The organism is Acidisoma sp. PAMC 29798 (assembly GCF_030252425.1).
GTDB lineage: Bacteria > Pseudomonadota > Alphaproteobacteria > Acetobacterales > Acetobacteraceae > Acidisoma > Acidisoma cladoniae.
Genome location: NZ_CP126994.1, coordinates 3,950,509 through 3,975,768, shown reverse-complemented (window position 1 = coordinate 3,975,768; position 25,260 = coordinate 3,950,509). Strand labels below are relative to the sequence as shown.

Here is a 25,260-nt window from a genome sequence, read left to right as displayed (position 1 = left end):
CTGAAGCCCTTCCTGCGATCCGCACCTTACGCGCGACCGGGCGCGTCTCGAAAGGACATCATCGTGACCGATATGATCCACGACAAGATCAATGCCGAGACCTTCGAAATGACGGGGAAGTGCCCGTTCGGCGGTGATCGCATCGGCGGTTCGTTGGGGACGCCGCCAACTCTCTCCGAATGGTATCCGGATCGGCTGAAAGTCGAGTTACTCTACCGGGCCGGGCAGCGAGCCAATCCGCTGGGCGACGATTTTGATTATGCCAAAGCCTTCAACCGCATCGACCTCGATGCTCTGAAGCAAAGAATCAAGGCATTCCTGACGTCGTCGGTGGCGTGGTGGCCGTCGGACTATGGCAATTATGGCCCACAGATGATCCGCATGGCTTGGCACGCAGCGGGAACCTATCGCATCGCCGATGGGCGCGGCGGCGCCGGTGACGCACTGCAGCGCTTTGCGCCGATCAGCAGCTGGTGGGATAACGGCAATACTGACAAGTCGCGTCGGCTGATCTGGCCGATCAAGCAGAAATATGGCAGTGCATTGTCCTGGGGTGACCTGATGGTGCTCACCGGCAACTGCGCGCTCGAGATCATGGGGTTCCCGACCTTCGGCTTTGCCGGCGGTCGCCGCGACGCCTGGGAGGCGGATAATAGCACCTATTGGGGCCCGGAGGTGTGGGACCCCAAAACGGCGCCGTCGCCTGACAGCATGGTGACGCGCGACAAAAGGTGGCGGGGTAAAAACGGCGACGAAGACTACGACCTCGAGAACCCGCTTGCGGCGACGCATCAGGCGCTAATCTACGTGAATCCTGAAGGTCCATATGCCAATGGCGACCCGATGGGTTCGGCGCGCGACATTCGCATCGCCTTCTCCCACATGGCCATGAACAATGAGGAGACGGTAGCACTGATCGCCGGCGGTCATGCGTTCGGCAAGAGTCATGGCAAGGTCACGGCAGACAAGGTCGGGCCGCCGCCGGAGATCGCGCCGATCGAGGCGATGGGTCTCGGTTGGCAGAATCCCGAAGGCACCGGATTCGCCGAATATACGATGACCAACGGCATTGAAGGAAGTTGGACACCGGACCCGACTAAGTGGGACAATACCTACCTTGAGAATCTGTTCAAATTCGAATGGGACCAAACTAAGAGCCCAGCGGGCGCGCTGCAGTGGACGCCAACCGACCCGGACGCACCCAAAACGCCGGATGCGCATATCGTGGGCAAGATGAACCCGCTGATGATGATGACCAGCGATATCGCGCTGAAAGTCGACCCCGACTATCGCCATGTGTGCGTGAAGTTTCTCAACGATTTCGATGCGTTCACCCAGGCTTTCTCCAAGGCGTGGTACAAGCTGACCCATCGCGACATGGGGCCGCGTGAGCGCTACCTTGGCCCCGAGAAGAAGAACGAGGACGATCTGCTATGGCAGGATCCGATTCCACCCCGCGATTTTGACCTGATCGAAGGTGCAGACATTGCCGTGCTCAAGCAGTCGGTCCTGTCTACAGGCATGTCAGTCTCCGATCTGGTGTTTACCGCATTCTCGGCTGCGGTGACCCATCGAAGCAGCGATAAGCGCGGGGGCGCCAATGGCGGGCGGCTTGCGCTAGCCCCGCAGAAAGACTGGGTCGTCAACCGTCGGGCCGTGCCGGTGGTGGCGGCACTGCGCGAACTGAAAGACGCCTTCAATAGCAAGCAGACGGGAGGCAAGAAGGTATCGCTCGCTGACCTAATTGTGCTTGGCGGCTGCGCCGCGCTCGAAAAGGCCGCGGCCGAAGCGAGCGTCGTGATCACGATTCCTTTCACCCCGGGTCGCCGTGATACGACGCAGGAGCTCACCGATATCGAGATGTTCGAGTGGTTGAAGCCCGTGGCCGACGGGTTCCGCAACTATCTCGACGAGCAGATCGAGGAAATTTCACAGGGCGTCGCTCCCGAGGAAATGTTCCTCGACAAGGCTCAGCTCCTGTCGCTCACGGCACCGGAATGGGTGGCCCTGGTAGGTGGCCTCAGGGCCATGAATGCCAATTATGACAGCTCCGGTCATGGCGTCTTCACAGATCGTGTTGGCGTGCTGACCAACGACTTTTTCACCGTGCTAACTAGTATGGACTATGAGTGGAAAAAGGCGGACGCGAGGGGCATGCTGTTTTCTTTAGAAAATCGTTCGACGAGGCAAACGCGGTTCACCGCGACACGGTCCGACCTCATCTTCGGCTCCAATAGCCAGTTGCGTGCGGTTGCTGAAGTTTATGCCAGCAGTGATGGTCACGAACCGTTCGTGAGGAACTTCGTTCAAGCGTGGGACAAAGTCATGATGCTTGACCGATATGACTTGGGCGTCTGAGGCCTATACGATCGATTTCGGAATGATCGACCCCGCCCGTGACGTGATAGATTTCCATATAGGGGGTCCTGCCTGGTTCTCGTTGATTGATCCCCGTGGCGGGTCTAAGCTAGGCAAGAGCGTGGACGGCAGAGCCACCTCAGACGGCTTCGAATTCCAGCACGACGCGCGACGGTACGTCGCCATGCTCCAGTCTCTCGAAGACCGTGTTGATCGCGGAAAGCGGCTGCACTTCGATGTCCGCTTTGACGCGACCTTCGGCGGCGAAGGCGAGCGCCTCCGCCATATCCTCGCGCGTGCCGACGAAGGAGCCGCGGATGGTGATGCAGTTGGCCACGATATCGAACAATGGCACGGGGAATTCGCCGGGTGGCAGGCCGACGAGCACGCAGGTGCCGCGCTTGCGGGCCATGCCTATGCCCTGCTTGAAGGCACCGAGCGAAGGCGCTGTGATCAGCACGCCATGCGCCCCGCCAGAGGTGCCGTTTCGTACGGCTTCGACGGCGTCGGGCGCTCTGGCATTGACCACAAGGTCGGCGCCCAGGCGCGTTGCATGGGCAAGCTTACCGTCATCGATATCCACCGCGCAGACGTTCAGGCCCATGGCCTTTGCGTACTGAATGGCGAGGTGACCCAATCCGCCAGCGCCAGAGATGGCGATCCACTCACCTGGCCGGACATCGGCGACCTTGATGCCCTTGTAGGTTGTGATGCCTGCGCAAATGAGGGGTGCGGCTTCGCGCGGGGCGAGGCCCGCTGGAATATGGGCGACGTAGTTAGGATCGGCGAGGATGTATTCCGCGAAGCCGCCGTTTTTGGTGTAGCCGCCGAACTGCGCTTCACCACACACCGTCTCCCACGCTGCCAGGCAATGCTCACAATGCCCGCACGCGGAATACAGCCAGGGCACGCCGACGCGGTCACCTTCCTTGACGATGGTGACCCCGGCACCGACCGCGACCACACGCCCGATCCCCTCATGGCCGGGGATGAAGGGCAAGGTCGGCTTCAGAGGCCAGTCCCCGTTCGCGGCATGAAGATCCGTATGGCAGACGCCGCAGGCTTCGGTTTTGACAACAATCTGTCCGGCTCCGGGCGTGGGGATGGCCCATTCCTGGAATACCAGAGGTTTGCCGAAATGTTCGACGACGGCGGCGTGCATCGTGGTGGCCATGGGAAGCTCCTTTGATATCTTTATGGGAGTGGATCGATGGAGATTTGCGCTATGCGGCGGCGGCCAGACCGAGACCGCGGACCGCTTCGATCATTTTGATCAGCACCGCTTGCGCATCGCCATAGACCATGTCGCAATTGTCGCCGTAGAACAGCGCATTCTGGATGCCGGCGTAGCCCGCGCCCTGGCCGCGTTTGACGACATAGACTTTCCGCGCCTTGTCGGCGTTCAGGATCGGCATTCCGAAGATCGGCGAGGTCTTCTCGGTGCGCGCCGCGGGATTGACGACATCATTGGCGCCGATGACCAGCGTCACGTCGGTGGTGGCGAAATCATCGTTGATGTCTTCGAGCTGGAAGATCATGTCGTAGGGCACACCCGCTTCGGCGAGCAGCACATCCATCTGGCCGGGCATCCGCCCAGCGACTGGATGCACTGCAAAGCGTACAGAGACTCCGGCGGCTTGTAGAAGCTTGACGAATTCGTAGAGCTTCTGCTGCCCTTGGGCGACGGCGAGCCCATAGCCCGGCACGATGATGAGGGAACTGGCGTAGCGCATGAAGATGCCCGCATCCGCCGCATCGACGGGCTTGAGGCTGCCCTTCATCTCGCCTTGCTGTTCCGTTTGGATCGCGCCGAAGTTCGTGAAGAGAATATTGGCCACGGATCGGTTCATGGCCTTAGCCATTAGGAGCGTCAGCAGCGTGCCGGCGGCACCGACCACCATGCCGGCGATCATGAGGGCGGGGTTCTGCAGCACGAAGCCTTCGAGCCCGACGGCCATGCCGGTGAAGGCGTTGTAGATGGAAATGACGACGGGCATGTCGGCGCCGCCGATGGGCAGGGTCATCAGAATGCCGAAGATCAAGGCCAGACCGAAGAACAGGCTAATGAGGTGTCGCGTGGCGATGATCGGCGCCGTAGCCGTCTGGATGGCGAAGACTATGTAGCCCCCAACCAGGATCACCATCAGCAACACGAGAGCGTTGAAGGCTTGCTGCCCCCTGAACCGCAGCGGTTTATCGAGAACGCCGTCAAGCTTGGCCCAGGCGATCAGCGAGCCCGACAGCGATACGGCGCCGATGAGCGCCCCGAGCAAGGTCACGACGGCAGTCGCCAGGCCCTGCGTGTGTTGCCCGAACAACTCGATCGCGGCAATCGCCCCTGCGGCGCCGCCGCCCATGCCGTTATACAGCGCCACCATCTGCGGCATGGCGGTCATGGCGACACGCTTGCCGCTCCACCAGGCGATGGCACCACCCAGGAGAAGCGCTACGACGGCCAAGACCACATTCACGGCCAGGAAGGGTTTCGCCGCGTCGCTGACGTTGAAAATGTAAAGGAACGTGGCGAGGATCGCGACGGCCATGCCGATGCCGGCCACGAAGATGCCTGACGGCGCCGTCACCGGCGAAGACATGCGCTTGAGGCCATACATGAAGAGGAAGGCCGCCGCGAGATCGGCGATGCGGATGGTGAATTGGGGAAGGAGTGTAAGCATCGCGACTACTCGCTCTTCCGGAGGGTCCCGTCGGACTTTTCCGCGCTCGGCTGGAACATCGCGAGCATGCGGTCCGTGACAGCGTAACCGCCCGCCGCATTGCCCGCGCCCAAAAGAACGGCGAAGAACCCGATCGTTTGCTCAAGCACGCTGCTCGCATTGAGAAGGGCGTAAAGGCCGCCAACGACCACGATGCCATGCACGAAGTTCGAGCCCGACATCAGCGGCGTGTGCAAGATCGCCGGTACGCGCCCGATGATCACCCAACCCGCGAAGGCCGCGAGCACGAAGATATACAAGGCGACGAAGCCGGTGATGACGATCTGGTGTGGCATGTCGATGTCCCTTTCCGCTCAGGCGGCTTTGGTGGCGGGTGTGGTCTCCGCGTCTGTCAACCGCCCGTCATGGGTGAGTGCGGTCTTGGCGAGAACCTCATCCTTCCAGTCGATGGCGATGACGTTGTCCTTCATCATGAGCGCCAACAGGTTGTATTGGTTCTTCGCGTAGAGCTCGCTCGCATCCTCCGCGAGCAGAGACGGCACGTTCAACGGCGCGACGATGGTGATACGCCCGATACGCGTTGTCTCACCGGGCCGCGTGTCCTCGCAATTACCGCCGCCCTCGGCCGAAAGATCGACGATCACTGCGCCCGCTTTCATGCCCGCGACCTGCTCGCTGCTGATGAGCTTGGGCGACGGACGACCGGGGATCGCGGCCGTCGTGATGATCAGGTCCGACTGCTGAATATGTGCGGTCAAGGCCGCCGCGACCTTCGTCGCCTCCTGTGGATTGAGCGCGCGGGCGTAGCCGCCCTCACCACGCGCATCAATGCCCGTCTCGACAAACTTCGCGCCCAATGACTGGGCTTGTTCCCGCGTCTCCGGTCGGACGTCATAGCCTTCGACGACGGCGCCGAGGCGATGGGCCGTCGCGATCGCCTCCAGCCCAGCCACTCCCAGACCTATCACCAGCACTTTCGCGGGACCGATGGCACCGGCCGCCGTGGTAATTTTGGGCAGAATTCGGGCGAGATGGGTCGCGCCGAGTTGCACGGCGTAATAGCCTGCGAGCGCCGATTGACTGGACAAGGCGTCCATAGCCTGCGCCCTGGAGATGCGCGGAACGCGTTCCATCGCGAAGCAGGTAATCTTTCGCTCCAGGAGCCGGCGCACGAGCGCCGGCTCCTTCTCTGCATAGATGAAGGACATCAGGATAGCGCCCTCCTTCATCGCATTGACGACATCGAGGGCGGGTGGCTGCACGGCCAGAACGACATCCGCTTCGCGCAGAAGCGCGTCGCGGTCGTCTATGAAGACCACGTCCTTGAAATCGGCATCCGTCAGCCGAATAGCGTCGGCGGCATGAGATTGCATGTGCACCCTGCCGCCGAGTTTGATGAGCTTGGCAGCAACAGACGGCACCAGCGCCACGCGCCGCTCGTGCGGGTGCGTCTCTTTCAGTATGGCGACGTTGACATACATGCTCATCCGCTCCGCTCAGACGGGCGCTTCGAGGGCCGCGTAGCGAACCAGCTTCTTGTTCACGAATTCCTGAATGCCCATGTCGCCGAGTTCACGGCCATAGCCAGAGTCTTTGATGCCGCCGAAGGGAAGTTCCGCGTCGGACCAGGAGATGTTGTTGATGAACATCATCCCGGTTTCGACGCGGCTCGCCACGCGCCGGCCCCGTGCGATGTCCTTGGTGAAGACCGATCCGCCGAGGCCGAAATCGGAGTCGTTTGCGAGGGCAATCGCCGCATCCTCGTCCTTGACCCGAAAAAACATGGCGACGGGGCCAAAGAACTCGTCCCTGAAAGCCGGGTTCTCAGGCGCCACATCCGTCAGGATCGTCGGTTGCATATAGCTTCCCGCCCGGTCAACGCGTCCTCCTCCCATGACGAGTGTGGCGCCATGAGCAAGGGCGACATCGACCTGCTCAAGAAGTTGCACAAGGGCCGATTCGGAAGACAGCGGGCCGAGCGTTGTCTTTTCGTCGAGGGGATCGCCGGCCTTCAACGCACCGAGCGCCACCTTGAATTTTGACAAGAATGCGTCGGCGACACTTTCCACGACAATGAAGCGTTTGGCGGCGCAACAGGTCTGGCCGCCATTATACATCCGGCCCCATACTGCCCATTTCATTGTGTGCTCGAGGTCGGCGTCGTCCAGCACGATAAAGGCGTCGCTGCCGCCCAACTCCATTGAGGAAGGTTTCAGGTTCTGGCCGGCGCGCGCTGCAATGCTTCGCCCGGCTGCGACGCTGCCGGTGAGGGCGACTCCCTTGATGCGCGGATCGTCAATGACGCGGTCGGACTGTTCGTGCGAGATCAACAGGTTGGTATAGAGGCCCGGGGGGGCGCCGGCATCGGTCCAGAGCTTTTCGAAGGCGATGGCGCATTGTGGCACACAGGCCGCGTGCTTCACGACGAGCACATTCCCCGCCATCAAATGCGGGCCTGCAACGCGGGCGAGCTGGTAATAGGGAAAGTTCCAGGGCTCCACGCCGAAGATCACGCCGATCGGGCTGCATTCCATATGGGCTTCTCCGATCGTGGGATGAAGCTCGTCAGGCGCGAGGAAGGTTTCGGCGTTCTTGGCGTAATAGGCGAGAATGTTCGAACTGAACTCAACCTCCCCGCGCGCCTCGTTGATCCGCTTGCCCATCTCCAAGGTCATCGTATGCGCGAGGGTTTCGACCTGCTCATGCATGAGCACGGCTGCCTTGGCGACGATCACCGCGCGCTCGGCATAGGTCTTGTGACGCCATGTCTGGAAGCAGGCGGCGGCGATGGTCAGTTTGGCTTCGAGGTCTTTGTCGGTCAGCGTTTCGAAGGTCTTGAGACTCTTGCCATTGAACGGGTTGACGCTTTCATAGCCCATGAGACGGATCCTTTATGATGATTTTAGCGGGTTGTATTCGTGCGGGCGGGGGCGGGGGCCTTAGCCACCACGACCATCGCCGGGCGGAGCAGACGGCCATGCAACAGCCAGCCGGATGAAAGGGTGCGAATCACGGCACCCGGCGGCAAATACTCGTTTTCTTCCTCGGCCATCGCCTGGTGGAGATTGGCATCGAACAGACGCCCCGCAGACACCTCGCGCTCGACCCCATTTCGCTTCAGCATGGCGCAAAAATTGCGTTCGACCGCGCTGAATCCATCGCGGAGAGTCGTCAAAAGAGCGGGTTCACCGGGTTTTGGTGCTGGTAGCGTATCGAGACCACGCTGCAGAGTCTCGACGCCCTCGACCATGTCCGTCGCGAATTTCTGAATGGCGTAGAGGCGAGCCTCATCGACATCGCGGCGGGCTCGGGTAAGGACGTTGGCGATCTCGGCTTCCGCGCGCATCCACCGGTCGCGAAGCTTGGCGATCTCTTCGGCCGGCTCCGGCGTCGGTGCGATCATGCCGCCTTTGCGATCATCGTCGATAGTCGATGTAGTCTTGGATGAAGCGTCATGGGGAACTCCGTCGATGGAACGAGGTGGCGCGTGCCACCTCAAGCGTCGAGCAGGGTTAGCGAGCGTCCCATTCACGCGGAAGGATCGGAAACTACCTACGCGTCCCATAGAAGACCGGGTGGCGCGGTCAACGGGGCCAGACGGAAGCGCTAAGTAGTTTCCGATCCTTACGGTCTAGAAAGAAAAATCCTAGTTTTGCGCGCGTGCAATCTGTTCGATTGCATTGGCGGAGCCCGCAGCATCAGACCCACGGAGTAGGACCATCTCCATTCTTGTCGCCGACCATATTTCGCACGTCGAGTATCTCCTGGCTTTGGCCGGTGCGATCGTGGGGGTCGGCTTTTTGGTAACGCGGTTCACGCTTCGCCATAGGCCGGTCGGACAATTCTTATGCCAATTGGCGACCGTCATTGGCTTCACGGCAGTGCTCGTCTCTGCCGGCGTCATCCCGATCAGGCCGACCCCGGTCATGGATCTGACCCTCACCTACCTCATCATAAGCTTCTTCAAGATCGTGTGGTGGCTCGGGGCAGCCTGGCTGGTGGCGGGTTTTGTCCACGCGGCCCTCATTTTCCAACGCAAACCGGTGGAAACGCAGTTCCTACAGGACGTTTGCTCGGGTTTCATTTACGTGAGCGCGGTGTTTGGCATCATCGCCTATGTCTTCGATACGCCCATCAGCGGCTTGCTGGCGGCGTCGGGCGTGCTTGCCATCGTTCTTGGACTAGCGCTTCAAAGCACATTGGGGGACGTGTTTTCCGGCGTCGTCCTCAATCTCGCGAAGCCGTATCGGTCTGGCGATTGGATCACCATCGACGGCGGTTTAGCAGGGCGAATTATCGAGACCAACTGGCGGGCAACGCAGATCTTGACTCAATCGAATGATCTTGCGGTCGTCCCCAACAGCATCCTCGCCAAAGCCAAGATCGTTAACGCAAGCAAGCCTGCGGGTGCCCATGGCGTTACCATCTCCGTCAGGCTCGATCCGGTGATGGCACCGTCGAATGCCGTAGCGGTGTTGGAGACGGCGATGTTGAATTGCACACAGATTTTACGAGTGCCCGCACCGGCAGTGGCGATCCAGTCGTTGGACGCGATCGCGATGCAATGCGAATTGCAGTTCTTTGTGTCTGCCATAGAGAGCGGCGCTAATGCTCAGAATGAGGTCTTTGATCGGATCTTCAGGCATTGCGCTTCGGCTGGCATCCGGCTGGCGCCTCCGACAGGAAGCGCATTGGCTCTACCACCTCAAGATCGATCGCCGGACATCGATGATGTGCCACGCCGAATGCTGGACCGCCTGTCGGTCTTCGCGTCGTTGTCGGATGACGAGCGACTTGCTCTTGCGCCCAAGATGACGCGCAAGGTCTACAAGTCGGGAGACGTGCTGATCGAACAGGGGGCGATATCCCCGGCATTGTTCATTCTTTATTCTGGCGTTCTCGTGGTGCTGAAGAAGCATGAAGACAAAGAAAGTGAAGTGTTTCGGCTCGCGCCTGGCGAATGTTTTGGTCAGGCGAGCGTCTTGACGGGCGCTCCCAATAGTTTTCGGGTCACCGCTCTTATAAAGTCAGTCGCCTATGAGATACTGCGGGAGGATCTGGGGCCGGTTCTCCAGCATCGTCCGGCCATTGCCGCTGAACTTGGCAGGATTATCGCAAAGCGGGAGGCCAACGGGGCCAGTCTGCTCCACGCAGGCGATGACGCCCGAAAGCCCGTCGCGGGCCTGGCAAAGCGGCTGGCAGGCCGCATAAAGACGCTTTTCGGTCTCGAGTCCCCTATGGAATGAGTACGGCAGCGCCTTCAAATCGACCCGCCCGCAGATCCACCAGGGCCTCGTTAGCCTGCACAAGCGGATAGGGGGTCGTCTTGGTCCGGATACCGATTGTGGGCGCGAGTTTGAGAAAGGTCACGCCGTCCTGCCGCGTGAGGTTGGCGACCGAGACAAGCTGCCGCTCTTCCCACAACAGGCGATAGGGGAAGGCTGGAATGTCGCTCATGTGGATGCCGGCGCAGACGACGCGACCGCCCTTGCGGACCGCCTTCAAAGCCGGTGGCACCAGATCACCGAGGGTCGCGAAAATGATCGCGGCATCGAGCGGCTCCGGCGGCATTTCGTCGGAACCGCCGGCCCAGCTCGCACCCAGGCTGCGGGCGAAAGCCTGATTGGCTGCGTCTCCGGGCCGGGTGAAAGCGAAGACCCTGCGGCCCTGCCATACGGCGACCTGCGCCAGGATATGGGCAGCGGCGCCAAAGCCGTAAAGGCCGATGGCCTTGCCCTCTCCCGCGATGGTGAGCGACCTCCAGCCGATCAAACCGGCGCAGAGCAAGGGCGCGAGTTCCTCATCGCTGCCATCCTCGCCCAGGGGGAAGGCGAAGCGCGCATCGGCGATCGTGGAGGTCGCGAAGCCGCCGTCGCGGGTGTAGCCGGTAAAAAGTGTGTGGTCGCACAGATTTTCGTGCTTACTGGTGCAATAGGAGCAGACGCCGCAGGTATGGCCGAGCCAGGGGATGCCGACGCGCTCGCCAAGGCGCAGCCCCTCGACGCCCAAGCCCAGAGCATCGATCCGGCCGACGATTTCGTGACCGGGTATCATGGGCACCTGTGGATCCGGGAGTTCGCCATCCACGACGTGCAGATCCGTGCGGCAGACCCCGCAGGCACCAACCTTCACTCGGATCTCGCCCGGGCCCGGCGCGCGGTCGGGAAACTCGGTCAGCTCCAGAGGGGAGCGTAACCGCTTCAGAACCATGGCGTGCATCACGCATCTCCGACGTTGCCGCCCAATGTCTCGGAAGAAAGGGGCCGACGGCAGGCTCGGAAACTACTCAGGCCGCTCGGGGTGGCACGCGAACTCGGCAAACCGGACCACTTAAGTAGTTTCCGAGGCTGCCCGAGCGGGAAGCGACGTGGCAACAATGTTTCTTTGTCCTCGTATGGGCACGCAGACATGAGGCTTCACGCAGCAAGGGAGAGCCGGCCGTGGCAGATCGCAATGCGGAGAATCTTGGTCATTCGGCCCTGAATGCCTTTCTCTATGCTGAGGCGGGAACGGATTTTAACGGCTCAACTGTGACGATGCTCTCGGTTCTCGCGCGCATGGACAAGGACCCTTGGGAAGAAGCCGGCCGACTGGCGAGGATGCCCAAAACGGCTCTTCCAGAAAATCTCGCGCGACTGATCGGCCGCACCCCCCTGTCATCCGTATCCTCTGCGGATGCCCGCGCGAGGGCTGCGAGGCTTGTCCTTCTCCTGCCCGGTCCAGCAGGGGCTCTGCAAAGCCCCGGCATCGTTGCCGTTGATATCACCACTCGTCAAAGCTATGGGCCGCTCATTCTGATCTTTTGCGCGCTAGCCCTGGGTACGTCGATGAGCCTGCTGTTCACGCAACAACAGGCGGGGTCGATAACGGCGATGACGCACCAAAGCCCGAAACAGGCGACGCCGCCAAGTCCTCAGCTTTCACGGTAACGCGACCGAGGTCGCGAATTGCCCGCAACCACGAATATCAGGATCATTGCACCATGCTGTTGGTCGCCGCGGCGTTCAAAGGTTACGCCATCAAGGCCCAAGACGGAAAAATCGGTGTCGTTGCTGATTTCCTATTCGATGACCGGAGCTGGAAGCTACGCTGGCTCGTGATCGACACAGGGAGCTGGCTGTCGGCGCGTAAAGTGCTTGTTCACCCATCCGCGATCGTCAAGTCAGATTACGATCGGGAGGAACTCGCGGTCGCGCTGACAATGACTCAAGTCGAAGAAAGTCCTGATATCAGCGCTGACGCCCCTGTATCACGGCAGATGGAACTCAGCCTCTATGATTACTACGGCTGGAACCCGATCTGGGGTGGCGGCGGCTTACTTGCGACGGGCGACGGAATAGGCGCCGGCGCGATCGGTTCTCCGCTATCGTCACCGCCATTTTTTACGGCCAACACGGCGTCTTCAAGCGAAGAAGACGAACATCTGGATCCACACCTCCGCAGTGTGTCAGCGGTCATCGGCTACCATGTCCACGCGACCGACGGTACCATCGGTCACATCGAGAATCTTCTGATCGACGATAAGGCCTGGGCCGTTCAATACATGATCATCGACACCAAAAACTGGTGGCCTGGCAAGCACGTGCTGCTGTCACCCTACGCCGTGAGCGGAGTCAGTTGGGAAGACCGCGAGATCAGGCTCAATGTCCTGCGCGAGAAGGTCAAGACCGCGCCGCCATGGAATCCTGACGCCATGATTGAGCAGGCCTATGCTGAGGGGCTGCATCACCATTACAACTGGCCCGGCCAGAGCCTGTACTAAAGCGATCAATCAACGCCTTGACACAGCGCGCTCGATAGCAACGCGCAGGTCCACCTCTCGAAACGGCTTGTAGAGCATGACCGCGTCGGGGTTGTCGGCGACCCTGCGCTCGCCAGTCATGAAAATATAAGCAACCGGGCCAGCGCGGAGAACAGCCCTCATGGTGGAGGTTCCGTCTCCTTCGCGCAACTGGCGATCGACGATCATGAGTTGCGGCTTATCGCGAGACGCAGCCGCGATGGCGGCCATTTCTGTTGTTTCTAGACCGCAAACTTCATGTCCGAGCTCTACAAGCATCTCCGAGATCAGTGATCCGATGATAAGATCATCCTCAACGACGAGAATACGCAAGGATATCATGCGCGATCGACGCCCGGCCTTGGGAAGAACGACGCGCGACGGATGCGTGCGATCGCTGACTGCGGGGAGTGAAACCGTGTCATTTTGCCGCGTCTATGGTCGGTGTAGCCCGGTTATCCGTCATGAGATTTTGTAACTCAGCAAAACTGAACTAAGATAGCTTCGGAAACTACCTAAACGCCCTGCAACATTTGCGGGTCCACGTCGCCACTCAGTGCGAGCCCAAACGACAACGGAACGTCACGCTCTCGCATGTCGCGCGGAATAGGATGAAACATGACGCTACGCATGCCGCGTCTTCCGCCCAAGGATCACTCCGCCAACGGCGAGGTGTCCGAAACCGCATTTAACGGCCGCGCAATATTGGATGAGGCGAAGGTTGCTGTAGGACAATCGGCCGATCTTGTTATCGGCATTGGGGCTTCAGCGGGCGGATTGGGGGCCTGCACGAAGCTATTGGATGCGATCACCGCTGACACGGGGATGACCTTCATTCTCATCCAGCATCTCGATCCAAATCATGAGAGCATGATGGTGGAGCTTCTTTCAGCCCATACCAAAATGACGGTCGTACAGGCTGCGGAAGGGATGGCGCTTGAGGCGGACCATCTCTACGTCATTCCCCCGGGAACCTACCTCTCTATCGTTGAGGGCGCCTTTCATCTTTCCCGCCCGCCGAGCCGTCACGGGGCGCGCCTGCCGTTCGACCACCTTTTGCAGTCACTCGCGGAGGCGTTCGGGCCGCGTGCCGTGTCCATTATCCTATCCGGCACAGGTGCGGATGGAAGCCTGGGCTCCGGCGCGTTGCGGGAAAAAGGGGGCCTTACCATTGCCCAGCGACCCGCCGAGGCGGGCTACAGAGGAATGCCGCAAAGCGCAATCGATACGGATGTCGTCGATCTCATCCTTCCAGTCGCTGAAATGCCCGCCGCGTTGCAAGCCCGGCAGGCGAGAGCATCGGCCAAGGGTTTTCAGCCGCCTTTGAAGGATGTTCCTGAAACGGATTGCTTTGACGAGATCGTCCTGCTGCTCCGCACTCAGACGGTCTATAATTTCACGCTCTACAAGCCAGGGACGCTGCGCCGGCGCATCGAACGGCGGATGGCCATGCTCGCCATCCCGCGCGGGGAAATGGGCCGGTACTACCACAAGCTCTATGATGACGAGGCGGAGCTCAATCTTCTTGCGATGGATCTCCTCATCAACGTCACCAGCTTCTTTCGAGATCCGACTGTCTTCGACACGCTTTCGGAAAGTGTCATTCCGGAGATCATTCGCCATCAGCCGGCCGGCCAGACGATTCGCATCTGGGTCGCCGGATGCAGCACGGGTCAGGAGCCGTACTCACTCGCAATGCTGTTCCGAGAGCAGCTTCTCGCTGCGAGATCGGACCTGGGTTTGCAGGTCTTTGCCTCGGATGTCGATCCAGAGGCCGTAGCGACGGCGCGCGAAGGCTTTTATCCGCTCACTATCGAGGCGGATGTATCGGCCGATCGCCTGGCGCGTTTCTTCTCCAAGGAGGAGGATGGTTATCGCGTTTCGGCCGACCTCCGCGCGTCTGTCGTTTACACGGTGCAGGACGTGCTCGCTGATCCACCGTTTTCGCGACTCGATCTTGTGTCGTGTCGAAACCTTTTGATCTACCTGAGCCCCGAGGCCCAGGAGCGCGTCATCGCGGTCTTCCGGTTTGCTCTCCGCAAGAGTGGCATCTTGCTTCTTGGAACGTCGGAGACCATCGGCAGCTCAGAAGCCAAGTTTGAGATTATCTCGAAATCTGACCGACTCTACAAGTTCCTGGGTGCTGGGAGAGAGAGTAGTTCCACCTCGGCGCATGTCGCCGGTGGCGCGCTCCGATTCCGCCGAAGAGCCGGCAAGGAATCGCCGCTATCGAGACAGGAGTCTATCGTCGAACTGGGGCAGCGCCTCGTTCTCGAGCAATACGCACCTGCGGCCATTTTGATCAATACGAAACACCAATGTCTGTTCTCTGTGGGCCCGACTGACCGCTATCTGAGGGCGATTCCAGAGCAGCCGACCCATGACCTGCTCGCGATGGCCCGACCGGAGGTACGGTCCAAGCTGAAGCTGGCCATCAATCAAGCAAGGCGCGAGAAGGTGCGTGTCATCATGGCCGGAGGTCGCTCCAAAGCCGCGGCAGGCTCGGGCTCGTATCGCATCGACGTGCAGCCCGTGACGAACGCCGGGGAGGACCTGCTCCTGGTTTGCTTCATCGAGGGCCCGGTGGTCGAACATGACGCTGGTGCGCGTCTCGCTGCGCGGCTCGACGGCCCTGACGCAGGTTACAAGCATGACCTCGACGCGGTAGGGCTCGAACTGCGGAACGCCTTGCGTGATCTCGAGATCATGAGCGAGGACCACAAGGCGATCGACGAGGAAGCGCTGTCGGCAAACGAAGAGTTCCAATCGACGAATGAAGAGCTTCTTGCCTCGAAGGAGGAGCTTCAGTCCCTGAACGAGGAACTGACGGCGCTTAATAGCCAGTTGCGTGAAACCTTGGATCGCCAGCGCACAACCGCCGACGATCTTCAGAACGTCCTCTACAGCACTGACGTGGCGACCATCTTCCTTGATGTGCACCTGAATATTCGCTTCTTTACGCCAGAAACGCGATCGATCTTCCATGTCATACCAAGTGATGTCGGCCGTCCGCTCGCGGATCTCCGATCACTCGGCCCCGAGGCATCGGTGACGGTCGATGCGGAAGACGTGCTAAAAAGCATGACACTCGTCGAGCGCGAGATCGAGGGTGGGAATGGCGCTTGGTTCCGCCGGCGCATCTCTCCGTATAGGTCGCATGATGGCCGCGTGGAGGGCGTTGTCATCACCTTCACTGACATCACAAAGCGGATTCTAGCCGGCCGGGCCTTAGAAGCGGCCAAGCAGCAGGCCGATATCGCCAACGTTACGAAGTCCCGGTTCCTGGCAGCCGCCAGCCATGACCTTCGACAGCCATTGCAGACCCTCACGCTGCTTCAGGGTCTGCTATCACACACGGTCGAAGGAGAGCGCGCGCAGCGATTGGTATCCCGGTTGGATGATACGCTAGGCGCGATGGCGGGCATGCTGAACACCTTGCTGGACATCAACCAGATTGACGCCGGTGGCGTCCATGCCGAACTACAGAGCTTTCAGATCGACAAGGTTCTGACACGTTTACGAGAAGAATTTTCATATCATGCGCTGGCCAAGGGCCTGACCTTGAGCGTTGTGCCGTGCGGGCTGTCTGTTAGGGGTGACGCCAACCTGCTGGAACAGATCATCCGCAACTTTATCTCCAACGCCCTAAAATACACCAAGCACGGCAAAGTCCTGGTCGGCTGCCGGCGGCGTTCCGGACGCCTGAGCATAGAGGTTTGGGATAGCGGCATTGGCATCTCCGAAACTGCGTTGAAATCGGTGTTTCAGGAGTATTTCCAGGTCGATAATGCGGCACGGGAACGCAGCCGCGGCCTTGGCCTTGGCCTTTCGATCGTGCAAAGGCTAGGCGCTCTTCTCAAATGTCCAATTCACGCGCGCTCCGCGCTGGGCAAGGGTTCGGTATTCACGATTGACGTTGAGCTTGCACCGATCGGGTTGACTTCGATCGCTAACAACTCAGAAAATGATGTTAGCGCTTCAAAGTCGGCGCGGGCGCACCTGGGTAGGGCAATCTTGGTCGTGGAGGATGATCCGGAAGTTCGTGATTTGCTCGCGCTATTATTGCAGGACCAAGGCTATGAGCCAACCACCGCAGCTGACGGCATTGCGGCCTTAGATGTATTGGCTAGACGGGAACTGCAACCGGACCTCATCATTACTGACTACAACCTTCCCAACGGGATGAATGGGCTAGACGTCGTCGAGCAGATCCGAAACGCCTTAATACGAGCCGTGCCCGCCATCATGCTGACGGGTGACATCTCCACCGAAACGGCGATGCGCGTCACCCAGAGTGGTTGTATACAACTGAACAAACCCGTAAAAGCCTCAGAATTAACGCGAGTCATTCAGGTCCTACTGACTTCACCGGCGGCAACGGCGATGCGGCCGCACTCTGAACCGATAGACACAAGGCGCGATCCCGACGGACCGGTTGTCTTCGTCGTCGACGATGATGCCTCCGTGCGCAATGCGATGCGAGACGTGTTGGTTGAACATGGCATCGTGACGGAGGTCTTTAGCACGTGCGAGGCCTTTCTCGCCGCCTATCGCCCAGGCCGCGAAGCCTGCATCGTGATCGATGCTTATCTTCCTGGCATGAGCGGTCTTGCGCTTCTACAGCGCCTACGCAGCGACGGCGACCTATTGCCGGCGATCATGATCACCGGCAATAGTGACGTACCGATGGCGGTGCAGGCGATGAAGGCCGGGGCTTCCGACTTCATTGAAAAGCCGATCGGACATGACGAGCTTATTGCGAGCGTGGCCCGTGCGCTCGAACAAGCGGGAGATACGAGCAAGCGGTCTGCCTGGCACGAGGATGCGGCTTCGAAACTCGCTGGACTCACCACAAGGCAGCGCGAGATTATGCGATTGGTCCTTGCCGGCCATCCCAGCAAGAACATCGCTAGCGACCTCGGTATCAGCCAGCGCACCGTGGAAAATCATCGGGCGTCTATCATGGAGCGGACCGGTACCAAATCGCTTCCTGCTTTGGCGCGTCTGGCGCTCGCGGCGGCGTCGGTGGCGGGTTCCGGCGCCGACGGAAGCTGAGTCACGCCGTCATCGATCCGAGAGCAAGAGGCGCTTTGCTTCGCGGCGGCGGCGTGTTTCTCACCCCAGGCGCATGAGGTGCGATGTTTCGTTGATGCAGCGCACACGCCATGACGCTTTTTGAGAGAGAAGGACGCTGATACCACAAGGTGCAACGTCCAGGGTCGCGTAGCGGGCCAGCGGCAGTCCAAGAACGTGCAGTAACAGCAGCCGGATTATGCTGTCATAACTTACGAGGAGAATGGTCGAACCGACGCTTGCCGTCCGGGTGACGCTGAGCGTGACCAGAGCGCGGTCGGCTGCGGATTGAAGACTTTCACCGCCCGGGAACTGGGTCTTCTCGGGATTGGCCACCCATGTGTCGAAGCCGAGCGGCTCGCTTCGCCTGATGTCATCATGGGTTTGCCCCCGCCAAAGGCCATGGTCGATATCATTCAGTTCAGACGCATAATTCACGGCGACTGCCTGCGACTGCCCGAAGATCGCGGCTGTTTGCGCACATCCCCGGAGCGGGCTGCTGTAGATTGCAGCGGCTACGCCCAGATACAGGAGGTGATCACGGGTCAGTTCCGATTGTCGCAATCCACGTTCGGTGAGAGGCAGGTCTGCTGAACCTCGAAAACGTGGGGTCTCTATGCCTTTGACTTCGCCGTGGCGGACCAGGATAATACGCGTTGACGATTTCATCGCGGCACCGAACGGCGGGCGATGCTCGCAGCCACCATTGCAGGACGCCCTGGCGGTGCCCCAGTCTCGGTCGAGGCTATGAGATTGCAGAAGTTTGGAGAGTTCTTAGGCAAAGCGTGACTTTCGACTAGTGTTGTGGCCTGCGTGACAGTCGTTTTGTCGGCAAGCCTAAGATTGATTGAGAGTATTTCATCCTGGCATCAGGGTGTAGATTCGGAAATTACCTACATGAGTCCGTTGGCGTGAGTTAGTAAGATCATGTGCTACGCCTGCGACCATCCTCGCCATCATGTGTTGAGTATCCATGCCGGCTCGCCACAGACCCTCTCAGACTGCGATTAAAAAGCGGCGACCTAGGTAGTTTCCGAGGCTACCTGCCGTGGCCGACCCATGACACTTCTCTGGCATATAACGGGCCAGCTTCGCTGCAACGTCGAAACGGAGCGGTCGGAGTTCGTTCGCGCATTGCATCGAGGATGACAGCATGGATTTCCTACGGCATCTCTTCGCCAATCAACCGCTGATTGCTCTCTTCGCCACCATCGCCATAGGTTATCTCGTAGGCCGGATCAAAGTCGGAAGCTTCGTTCTTGGCGGTGTCGCCGGCACTTTGCTGGTGGGAGTTATCATCGGCCAGTTGGGCGTCAACATCGACCCCGGCATCAAGACGATCTTCTTCGCCTTGTTCATCTATGCGGTCGGTTTTCAGGGCGGCCCGCAGTTCTTCCACGCTCTGAATCTGCGTTCGCTCAATCAACTCGTCTCGGCGTTCGTCATGTGCTTCACGGGCCTCCTCTGTGTCATCGCGGGGGCTTGGATGTTTGGATTGGATCGCGGCATGGCAGCCGGCCTTGCCGCAGGTGGATTGACCCAGTCGGCCATTCTCGGGACGGCGGGGGATGCGATCTCCAAATTGGGCCTTTCTCCAGCAATAACCAAAACTATGCAGACGAATGTCGCGGTCGGTTACGCCGTCTGTTACATTTTCGGCTCGCTCGGTCCGATCATCATGGTGACTTGGTTCTTCCCCATGATCATGAAGTGGGATATCCGCAAGGAAGCCGTCAAGCTTGCAAAGGAGCTATCTGGCGGCAAGGCGGAACTCGAACCTGGCCAGTTTAACGCCGTCAACGATATCATCACGCGCGTCTATGAAGTCACACGGGACCGCACGGCCATCGGCAGAACGACCTTGGAACTCGATAGGCAATTCTCGGATGCCTCAGTCGAGGGTGTTTTTCGTGCCGGCAAAATGGTCGAGATGAATGACACGACAACGATCGAGCTTGGAGACGCCGTCGCGATGACGGGACGGCTCGACGCATTCAAACTGTCGGACACGGTGTTCGGTCGTGAGATCGCGTCCCCGCCCGGGTTCTCGATCGTTGAGGAGAACCGAGGGATCATTCTCACGAACCGCGTATTAAGTGGCCGGCAGATTAGCGAAATCCACGATCATGCCACGATCGACACGCGTCACGGCGTGTTTCTGACCGCGGCGAAGCGCATGGGGCGAGACCTGCCCTTGTTGAGCAAGCTTCAACTTAAGACCGGAGATGAGCTGCATTTCACGGGCAGCCCGTCCGATCTCGACCGCGTCCAATCGAAGATCGGCTACAAGATTAGTGCCGCGGTCGTGACGGATTTCATATTCTTCGGTCTCGGCATGATTGTCGGCACGCTGATCGGCATGTTGGCCTTCAAGATATGGGGCGTGCCGATTTCCATAGGCAGCGGTGGCGGTTGCCTTCTCTCGGGCCTGCTATTTGGGTGGCTGCGCAGCGTGCATCCCAGGTTTGCCGCCCTGCCGATCGGCGCGTCGACCTTCCTGCGAGATTTCGGCCTGGCCGTGTTCGTCGGTGTGGTCGGGATTGGTGCCGGCCCCCAGGCCCTGACGGCCATCGAACATTATGGCGTGACGCTGCTGCTCCTGGGTGTTGCCGTGACACTCATCCCGCAGATCGTGACGTTCTTCTTTTCCTACTTTGTCCTGCGTATCAAAAATCCGATCGAGGCACTGTCGTGCGTTGCGGGTGGGCGGAGCGCAAATCCCGCCTTCGCTGCCTTGCTCGCCAAGGCGGGGAATGGCACGCCCGTTGTGTCCTTCACAGTCACCTATGCCGTCGCGAATGTCTTCCTGACGCTGTGGGGACCGGTCATCGTCGGCATTATCACGAAGAATGCAGGACCGTAGTCGGCTCATCCTTAAATCAATGGAGTAACGCCATGCTCGAGAATCTGTACCGTCAATATGCAAAGCTCAGTCCCTTCGAGTTGAAGGATCAGCTGATCGCCATCGCTTCGTCTGACGCGGAACGCCTGATGCTGAATGCCGGCCGCGGCAATCCAAACTTCTTGGCGATGCTCCCCCGGTTGGCGTTTCTGAGCCTGGGTGAGTTTGCAATGCTCGAGGCGGAACGGTCGTACGCCTATCTCGACAGCGGCTTCGGCGGCCTGCCGGAGCATGACGGCATTGTCCAGAGATTTGACTCCTATGCGGCGGGTCACGCCGGGGCAGCGGGTATCAAGTTCATTCGGTCCGCAACGTCCTATGTGAAGGATCAGCTTGGCCTGAACCAGGATGAGTTTCTATTCGAGTTGACGAATGCCTTCCTGGGATGCACCTACCCGACACCGCCACGCATGTTGCCGCACACGGAGGAGATCGTGAAGGCCTATCTGGCGCAGGAAATGTTCGGCACGGCACCTCCGGCCGGTGACTTCTCCGTCTTTGCGACGGAAGGTGGAACGGCCGCGATGGCCTATATCTTCCAGACACTCAATGCGAACGGTCTGGTGGGCCACGGCGACAAGATCGGTATCGGAACGCCAATCTTCTCACCATACCTTGAGATTCCGGTCCTGGCCGAGTTCGGTCTGGATGTGGTCGACATCCGCTTGGACCAGGGCGACAATTGGCAATTCCCACTCACTGAGATCGAGAAGCTACGTGACCCGAAGGTCAAGATCTTCTGTCTCGTCAATCCGAGCAATCCGCCATCGACGAAAATGTCGGATGCAGCGCTGGAACAGCTGGCGCAGTTCATCAAGACTGAGCGGCCCGATCTCTTCATCGTGACAGACGATGTCTATGGCACCTTCGCGGACGACTTTGTCTCCGTCTTCGCCAAATGCGCTCGCAATACCCTCTGCGTTTATTCATTTTCAAAGTTTTTCGGTGCAACCGGATGGCGTCTCGGCGCGATTGCGTTGCATGACGACAATGCCTTCGACGCGGCCCTGGCAGCGCAGCCCGAGGACCAAAAGCAGCGCTTGGACGCACGCTACATCTCATTGAGCACGAAACCGCGCGAGATTCGCTTTATCGATCGTCTCGTCGCGGATAGCCGCGCCGTTGCGCTGAATCACACTGCGGGTCTGTCAACGCCACAGCAGTTGCAGATGGCCCTCTTCGCCCTCAACGGGCTGATGGACCGGGATCATCGCTACAAGGACGCGGCCAAGCGCTTGATCCGGCAGCGGCACCAGACGCTTTACCGCAATATGGGTATCGTCGTGCCGCACCGGGCGAATGATGTAAACTATTACACCTTGATCGATCTTCAGGATCTGGCTGGAGTGCTGCATGGGCTCGCGTTCAAGACATGGTTCATGAACAGCGACCTGGGGACCAGCTTTCTCTTCCGCCTCGCACAGGAGACGGGTGTCGTTCTTCTCCCCGGCAACGGCTTCGAAGTGGTCGACACCTCCGCCCGTGTCTCACTCGCCAACCTGACAGAGAGCGAATATGCGTCGATCGGACGGTTCTCAAGGCAGATACTGGACGAGTATTTCCAAGACTATAAGAGCACCAATGCGAAGGATGTTGCCGCCGCCACAGTTTAGATTGGAATACGAACGAGCGGGTAACAAAGCGGCGGCGTTCTTCTGTGGCGGAGACCAATGCCTGCAAGCGCCGCATTCTATCCCGTACTGCGCGCGTCATCTTGGCGCAGCCCAAACGAGCTTGGCACAAAGAATGCACTCGCCCGGGATGGGGAGCGGAAGAATCCTGGTCAGACTGACGGTAGCCCATGGCTATCAATCGCGACACCTCGACGTCACCGTCGGCAGGATCGAGGTGACGGGCAAACCGCCGCGGCGGTCTGCCCTCGCACCCAAGGGTGCGCAGTCGGCTCGACTTCAAGGACGTTCTGAAAGTGCCTGCGTTGGAAGCGGTAGTATTCGTGATCGCGATCCCTCGCTTTCGGAGTGCCTCCGCTATGCGTTAAGCCCGCGCCCCGAATCAAGGCGGAAGACTACGCATTTTTCGCCGGCGTTGTGACCGAGGACAAGTTCCGCTTTGTCAAGGCGCTACAGGCAGACTCGCATATCGTCGGCATGCGCGGCGATGGGGCCAACGATGCCCCGGCGCTGAGGCAGGCGCAGATGGGGATCGCCGTTTCCACCGCAACGAATGCCGCGAAGGCGGCCGCCGGGATCGTACCGACCTCCTATGAATCACGCAAACTCGTTCCTGAGAATCCCTAGAATTCTAGAGACAATAAGAATCTACCAAAGTAGTGCTAGGTTCAGGACTTATTGATCATAGCCATTGCCCTACGGTTACTATAATCGTGAGAATGATTATCCTGATTTCGCTAGAAAGAGGATTTGCCTGTGGTTAAGATAACCGAGGCCAATGCGATCAGCCGCAGATCTATTATCGCAGGAGCTGCAATAGGGACCGCGATGCCTTTCGTCGCTTTGGCGGCTAGCCCACCGACTACGGCAACCACACCCGGAGCGTCTAACGGTGCCGGACAGTCGTCCGTGCCCGCCTCATCCAGACGCATTTCGTAGAGACCGAGTTCGCAGCGTTGCGTACTGTTGTGCTTGCGCAATCTCAGTTGCGACTTCCGGATGCCAGCCTTTTCACGCCGGAGCAGCTCGATGCGGAGATCGCCATCATGCCGAAGGGCAAGCGTGCTCTCATTCACTCATTGATGGGCAAGGACCATGCGATTGCTATGCCCGAACGGCAGGCGCAATGGGAAGCCGAACGAACCGCTTTCAAAGCGGTCCTCGAGAAGCACGGCGTAGAAGTCTTTCGTCCCAGACTTTTGACTGAGTATGAAAAGGCTGCCGGTGGCAAGCAGGGTTACAGCAACGACTTTGTCCGTGATCCTTGGTTCACCGTTGGCAACTACGTTATAGAAGGCTCGCTGATGTTTCCGCAGCGTCGGCATGAAGTACTCCCCAGCCGCAACATTATGTACGCTGAGGTTCTCCCGGCAGCTTGCACCTATACCGCCTTGCCACAACCCGAGATTATGCCGCTCGAAGTCGATGACGGCGGGCCTGGGCCCTTTCTTGAAGGGGGAGACGTTCTGGTCTACGGGCGCCACGTGTTTGTTGGCCACTCTGGCCGTGCATCCACCCTGCAGGGCGCCGAGCACCTACGCAAGCTGTTGGCACCGTCCGGCTACACCGTGGAATCTGTGTTGATGAAGCCCGATATCCTCCATCTCGACTGTACGATGGGGATGGTGCGCGAGGGTCTTCTCGCCGTCTACGCCGACGGGCTACTCGACGGCGTCCCGAAAGCGCTGGCAAACTGGGAAAGGATTTCCGTGAGTCAGGAGGAGGCAGCGAACCTCGGTACGAACGGTCTGCCCATCAGCCCGACGGTTTACGTAACGGACCCATTCTTCAAGCGGATCGGCGATGAGGTCGCGAAGCACGGAATCCGGGTAGAATACGTAGATTTCCAAATCTCGCGAGGTTTTGGTGGTGCATTTCGTTGCAGTACGCAGCCCCTTTGGAGAGAGACCGTTTAGGACGAACAGAAATCGTAACTGAGCACACCGGCCCGCGTGACGATGCATCCGGGCCGATAGCGGTGCGCCTTGGTGTAGGTAATGCGCACGCTGATTGGGCCAAGGATGCGGCCGCCGCTAGACGAGAGATATCGTCTCGCTCTAGACGATCGCCCGCCAATGACGGGGGGACAAGCCAGCCGTTGCGACCTGATTAGTTGGCAATCTTCCAAGCGGTGTCGGTCTTGCACCAATTAAGCTTGTAGGGCGTGTTATCCGAGCTGGTGCCGGTGCGGAACGTATATTCGTATAGCTCGCAGTGCATTCCTTTCTTTTCGGTCTTCTTGAGAATCGCGGCTGTCCCCGAATGCCCTGTTTTTGGGTTGGACCATGCGCCTGTCTGCTTTCCGCCCGGCGTCAGCGTGTTGCCTTCGATCGTCAGCATCTGCATGTCGCTGGCACTGAGCTTCTTGGGCAGGTAATATGCCTGCGCTATCGCGGGGGCGGCGAGGGCAAGCAGTCCGAGCATTGCGGCCATCGTCGTAAAGGACTGACGCATGATGGTTGGCTCCGGAAAGTGGATGTCGATTAGGCTGTCCTTATGGGTGATTTCTGCACACAGCAATCGTGGTGATCGTCATTATCTCACTGCAACGGGCTTGGCGAGTGGGCGACCAACGGCCTCCAATTGCACCGCATTCGACGTTCGAATTGTATCGCAGATATAAACGCATGTTCTGCTGAGAAAACGCGTCTCTCGCCGTTCGAGAACCTCCTAATGCGCGATCAAGAATTCCCGGCCCTGCCCAATCCCACTCCTAGCAGCGTACCGAGGTCAGGCCCGGGTCACGTGGCGGAGTGGCAGAGGCGGTGATGCATGCGCACGGCGCCACCGATTCATTATGGAGCGTTGTCCGCAATCAAGACTTAACGACTAGGTTTCAGT

Annotated in this window: 19 protein-coding genes; 9 read left to right on the top strand and 10 right to left on the bottom strand. The window is 59.5% G+C overall.

What is annotated here, in order from left to right; all coding sequences use genetic code 11:
* Nucleotides 1-72 precede the first annotated feature (72 nt).
* A complete protein-coding gene (gene katG / locus QP803_RS19085; protein WP_284947963.1) occupies nt 73-2,358 on the top strand; it encodes a catalase/peroxidase HPI in 2,286 nt (761 codons plus the stop codon).
* Nucleotides 2,359-2,497: 139 nt separating this feature from the next.
* Here the strand turns inward: katG and QP803_RS19080 are convergent, their stop codons facing one another.
* Genes QP803_RS19080 through QP803_RS19055 form a run of 6 tightly spaced genes read right to left on the bottom strand, consistent with a single transcriptional unit; the run spans nt 2,498 to nt 8,436 of the window.
* Nucleotides 2,498-3,532: a zinc-dependent alcohol dehydrogenase gene (locus QP803_RS19080; RefSeq protein WP_284945059.1), complete on the bottom strand. Its 1,035-nt coding sequence runs from the start codon at nt 3,530-3,532 to the stop codon at nt 2,498-2,500.
* A 49-nt stretch (nt 3,533-3,581) separates the two neighbouring features.
* A complete protein-coding gene (locus tag QP803_RS19075; protein WP_284945058.1) occupies nt 3,582-5,033 on the bottom strand; it encodes an NAD(P)(+) transhydrogenase (Re/Si-specific) subunit beta in 1,452 nt (483 codons plus the stop codon).
* 5 nt (nt 5,034-5,038) lie between these two features.
* On the bottom strand, nt 5,039-5,368 hold the full coding sequence (locus QP803_RS19070) for an NAD(P) transhydrogenase subunit alpha part 2 (protein ID WP_284945057.1): 330 nt from the start codon (nt 5,366-5,368) through the stop codon (nt 5,039-5,041).
* Between the two features lie 18 nt (nt 5,369-5,386).
* On the bottom strand, nt 5,387-6,520 hold the full coding sequence (locus QP803_RS19065; protein ID WP_284945056.1) for an NAD(P) transhydrogenase subunit alpha: 1,134 nt from the start codon (nt 6,518-6,520) through the stop codon (nt 5,387-5,389).
* Nucleotides 6,521-6,529: 9 nt separating this feature from the next.
* Nucleotides 6,530-7,912 carry an NAD-dependent succinate-semialdehyde dehydrogenase gene (locus QP803_RS19060; protein ID WP_284945055.1) on the bottom strand — a complete coding sequence of 461 codons (1,383 nt, stop codon included), beginning with the start codon at nt 7,910-7,912 and terminating at the stop codon, nt 6,530-6,532.
* A gap of 23 nt (nt 7,913-7,935) precedes the next feature.
* Nucleotides 7,936-8,436 carry a nucleotide exchange factor GrpE gene (locus tag QP803_RS19055; RefSeq protein WP_284945054.1) on the bottom strand — a complete coding sequence of 167 codons (501 nt, stop codon included), beginning with the start codon at nt 8,434-8,436 and terminating at the stop codon, nt 7,936-7,938.
* Between the two features lie 367 nt (nt 8,437-8,803).
* Here QP803_RS19055 and QP803_RS19050 point away from each other — a divergent pair, with 367 nt between their 5' ends.
* Nucleotides 8,804-10,279 carry a mechanosensitive ion channel domain-containing protein gene (locus QP803_RS19050; protein WP_284945053.1) on the top strand — a complete coding sequence of 492 codons (1,476 nt, stop codon included), beginning with the start codon at nt 8,804-8,806 and terminating at the stop codon, nt 10,277-10,279.
* Here QP803_RS19050 and QP803_RS19045 read toward each other — a convergent pair.
* Nucleotides 10,269-11,252, bottom strand: coding sequence for a zinc-dependent alcohol dehydrogenase family protein (locus tag QP803_RS19045; protein ID WP_284945052.1), 984 nt, complete (start codon nt 11,250-11,252; stop codon nt 10,269-10,271). The genes QP803_RS19050 and QP803_RS19045 overlap by 11 nt on opposite strands.
* 221 nt (nt 11,253-11,473) lie before the next feature.
* Between QP803_RS19045 and QP803_RS19040 the strand changes: the two genes are divergently transcribed.
* On the top strand, nt 11,474-11,962 hold the full coding sequence (locus QP803_RS19040) for a hypothetical protein (protein WP_284945051.1): 489 nt from the start codon (nt 11,474-11,476) through the stop codon (nt 11,960-11,962).
* 53 nt (nt 11,963-12,015) lie between these two features.
* A complete protein-coding gene (locus QP803_RS19035; RefSeq protein WP_284945050.1) occupies nt 12,016-12,795 on the top strand; it encodes a PRC-barrel domain containing protein in 780 nt (259 codons plus the stop codon).
* 9 nt (nt 12,796-12,804) lie between these two features.
* On the opposite strand, the gene QP803_RS19030 is transcribed toward QP803_RS19035, so the two are convergent.
* Nucleotides 12,805-13,146: a response regulator gene (locus QP803_RS19030; RefSeq protein ID WP_284945049.1), complete on the bottom strand. Its 342-nt coding sequence runs from the start codon at nt 13,144-13,146 to the stop codon at nt 12,805-12,807.
* A 285-nt stretch (nt 13,147-13,431) separates the two neighbouring features.
* Between QP803_RS19030 and QP803_RS19025 the strand changes: the two genes are divergently transcribed.
* Complete coding sequence (locus QP803_RS19025; RefSeq protein WP_284945048.1) at nt 13,432-17,868, top strand: chemotaxis protein CheB; 4,437 nt, start codon at nt 13,432-13,434, stop codon at nt 17,866-17,868.
* 60 nt (nt 17,869-17,928) lie between these two features.
* Here the strand turns inward: QP803_RS19025 and QP803_RS19020 are convergent, their stop codons facing one another.
* On the bottom strand, nt 17,929-18,555 hold the full coding sequence (locus QP803_RS19020) for a histidine phosphatase family protein (protein WP_284945047.1): 627 nt from the start codon (nt 18,553-18,555) through the stop codon (nt 17,929-17,931).
* Between the two features lie 484 nt (nt 18,556-19,039).
* Here QP803_RS19020 and aspT point away from each other — a divergent pair, with 484 nt between their 5' ends.
* From aspT to QP803_RS19000, 4 genes are all read left to right on the top strand, one after another.
* Nucleotides 19,040-20,749 (top strand): aspartate-alanine antiporter, encoded by a 1,710-nt coding sequence (aspT, locus tag QP803_RS19015; RefSeq protein ID WP_284945046.1) that lies wholly within the window; start codon nt 19,040-19,042, stop codon nt 20,747-20,749.
* 32 nt (nt 20,750-20,781) lie between these two features.
* Nucleotides 20,782-22,401, top strand: coding sequence for a bifunctional aspartate transaminase/aspartate 4-decarboxylase (locus QP803_RS19010; protein ID WP_284945045.1), 1,620 nt, complete (start codon nt 20,782-20,784; stop codon nt 22,399-22,401).
* A 435-nt stretch (nt 22,402-22,836) separates the two neighbouring features.
* Complete coding sequence (locus QP803_RS19005; protein ID WP_350356043.1) at nt 22,837-23,046, top strand: HAD hydrolase family protein; 210 nt, start codon at nt 22,837-22,839, stop codon at nt 23,044-23,046.
* A 329-nt stretch (nt 23,047-23,375) separates the two neighbouring features.
* A complete protein-coding gene (locus QP803_RS19000; protein WP_284945043.1) occupies nt 23,376-24,335 on the top strand; it encodes a dimethylarginine dimethylaminohydrolase family protein in 960 nt (319 codons plus the stop codon).
* A 193-nt stretch (nt 24,336-24,528) separates the two neighbouring features.
* On the opposite strand, the gene QP803_RS18995 is transcribed toward QP803_RS19000, so the two are convergent.
* The gene (locus tag QP803_RS18995; RefSeq protein WP_284945042.1) at nt 24,529-24,873 is read right to left on the bottom strand and encodes a hypothetical protein; all 345 of its coding nucleotides are present in this window, start codon (nt 24,871-24,873) and stop codon (nt 24,529-24,531) included.
* Nucleotides 24,874-25,260 lie beyond the last annotated feature (387 nt).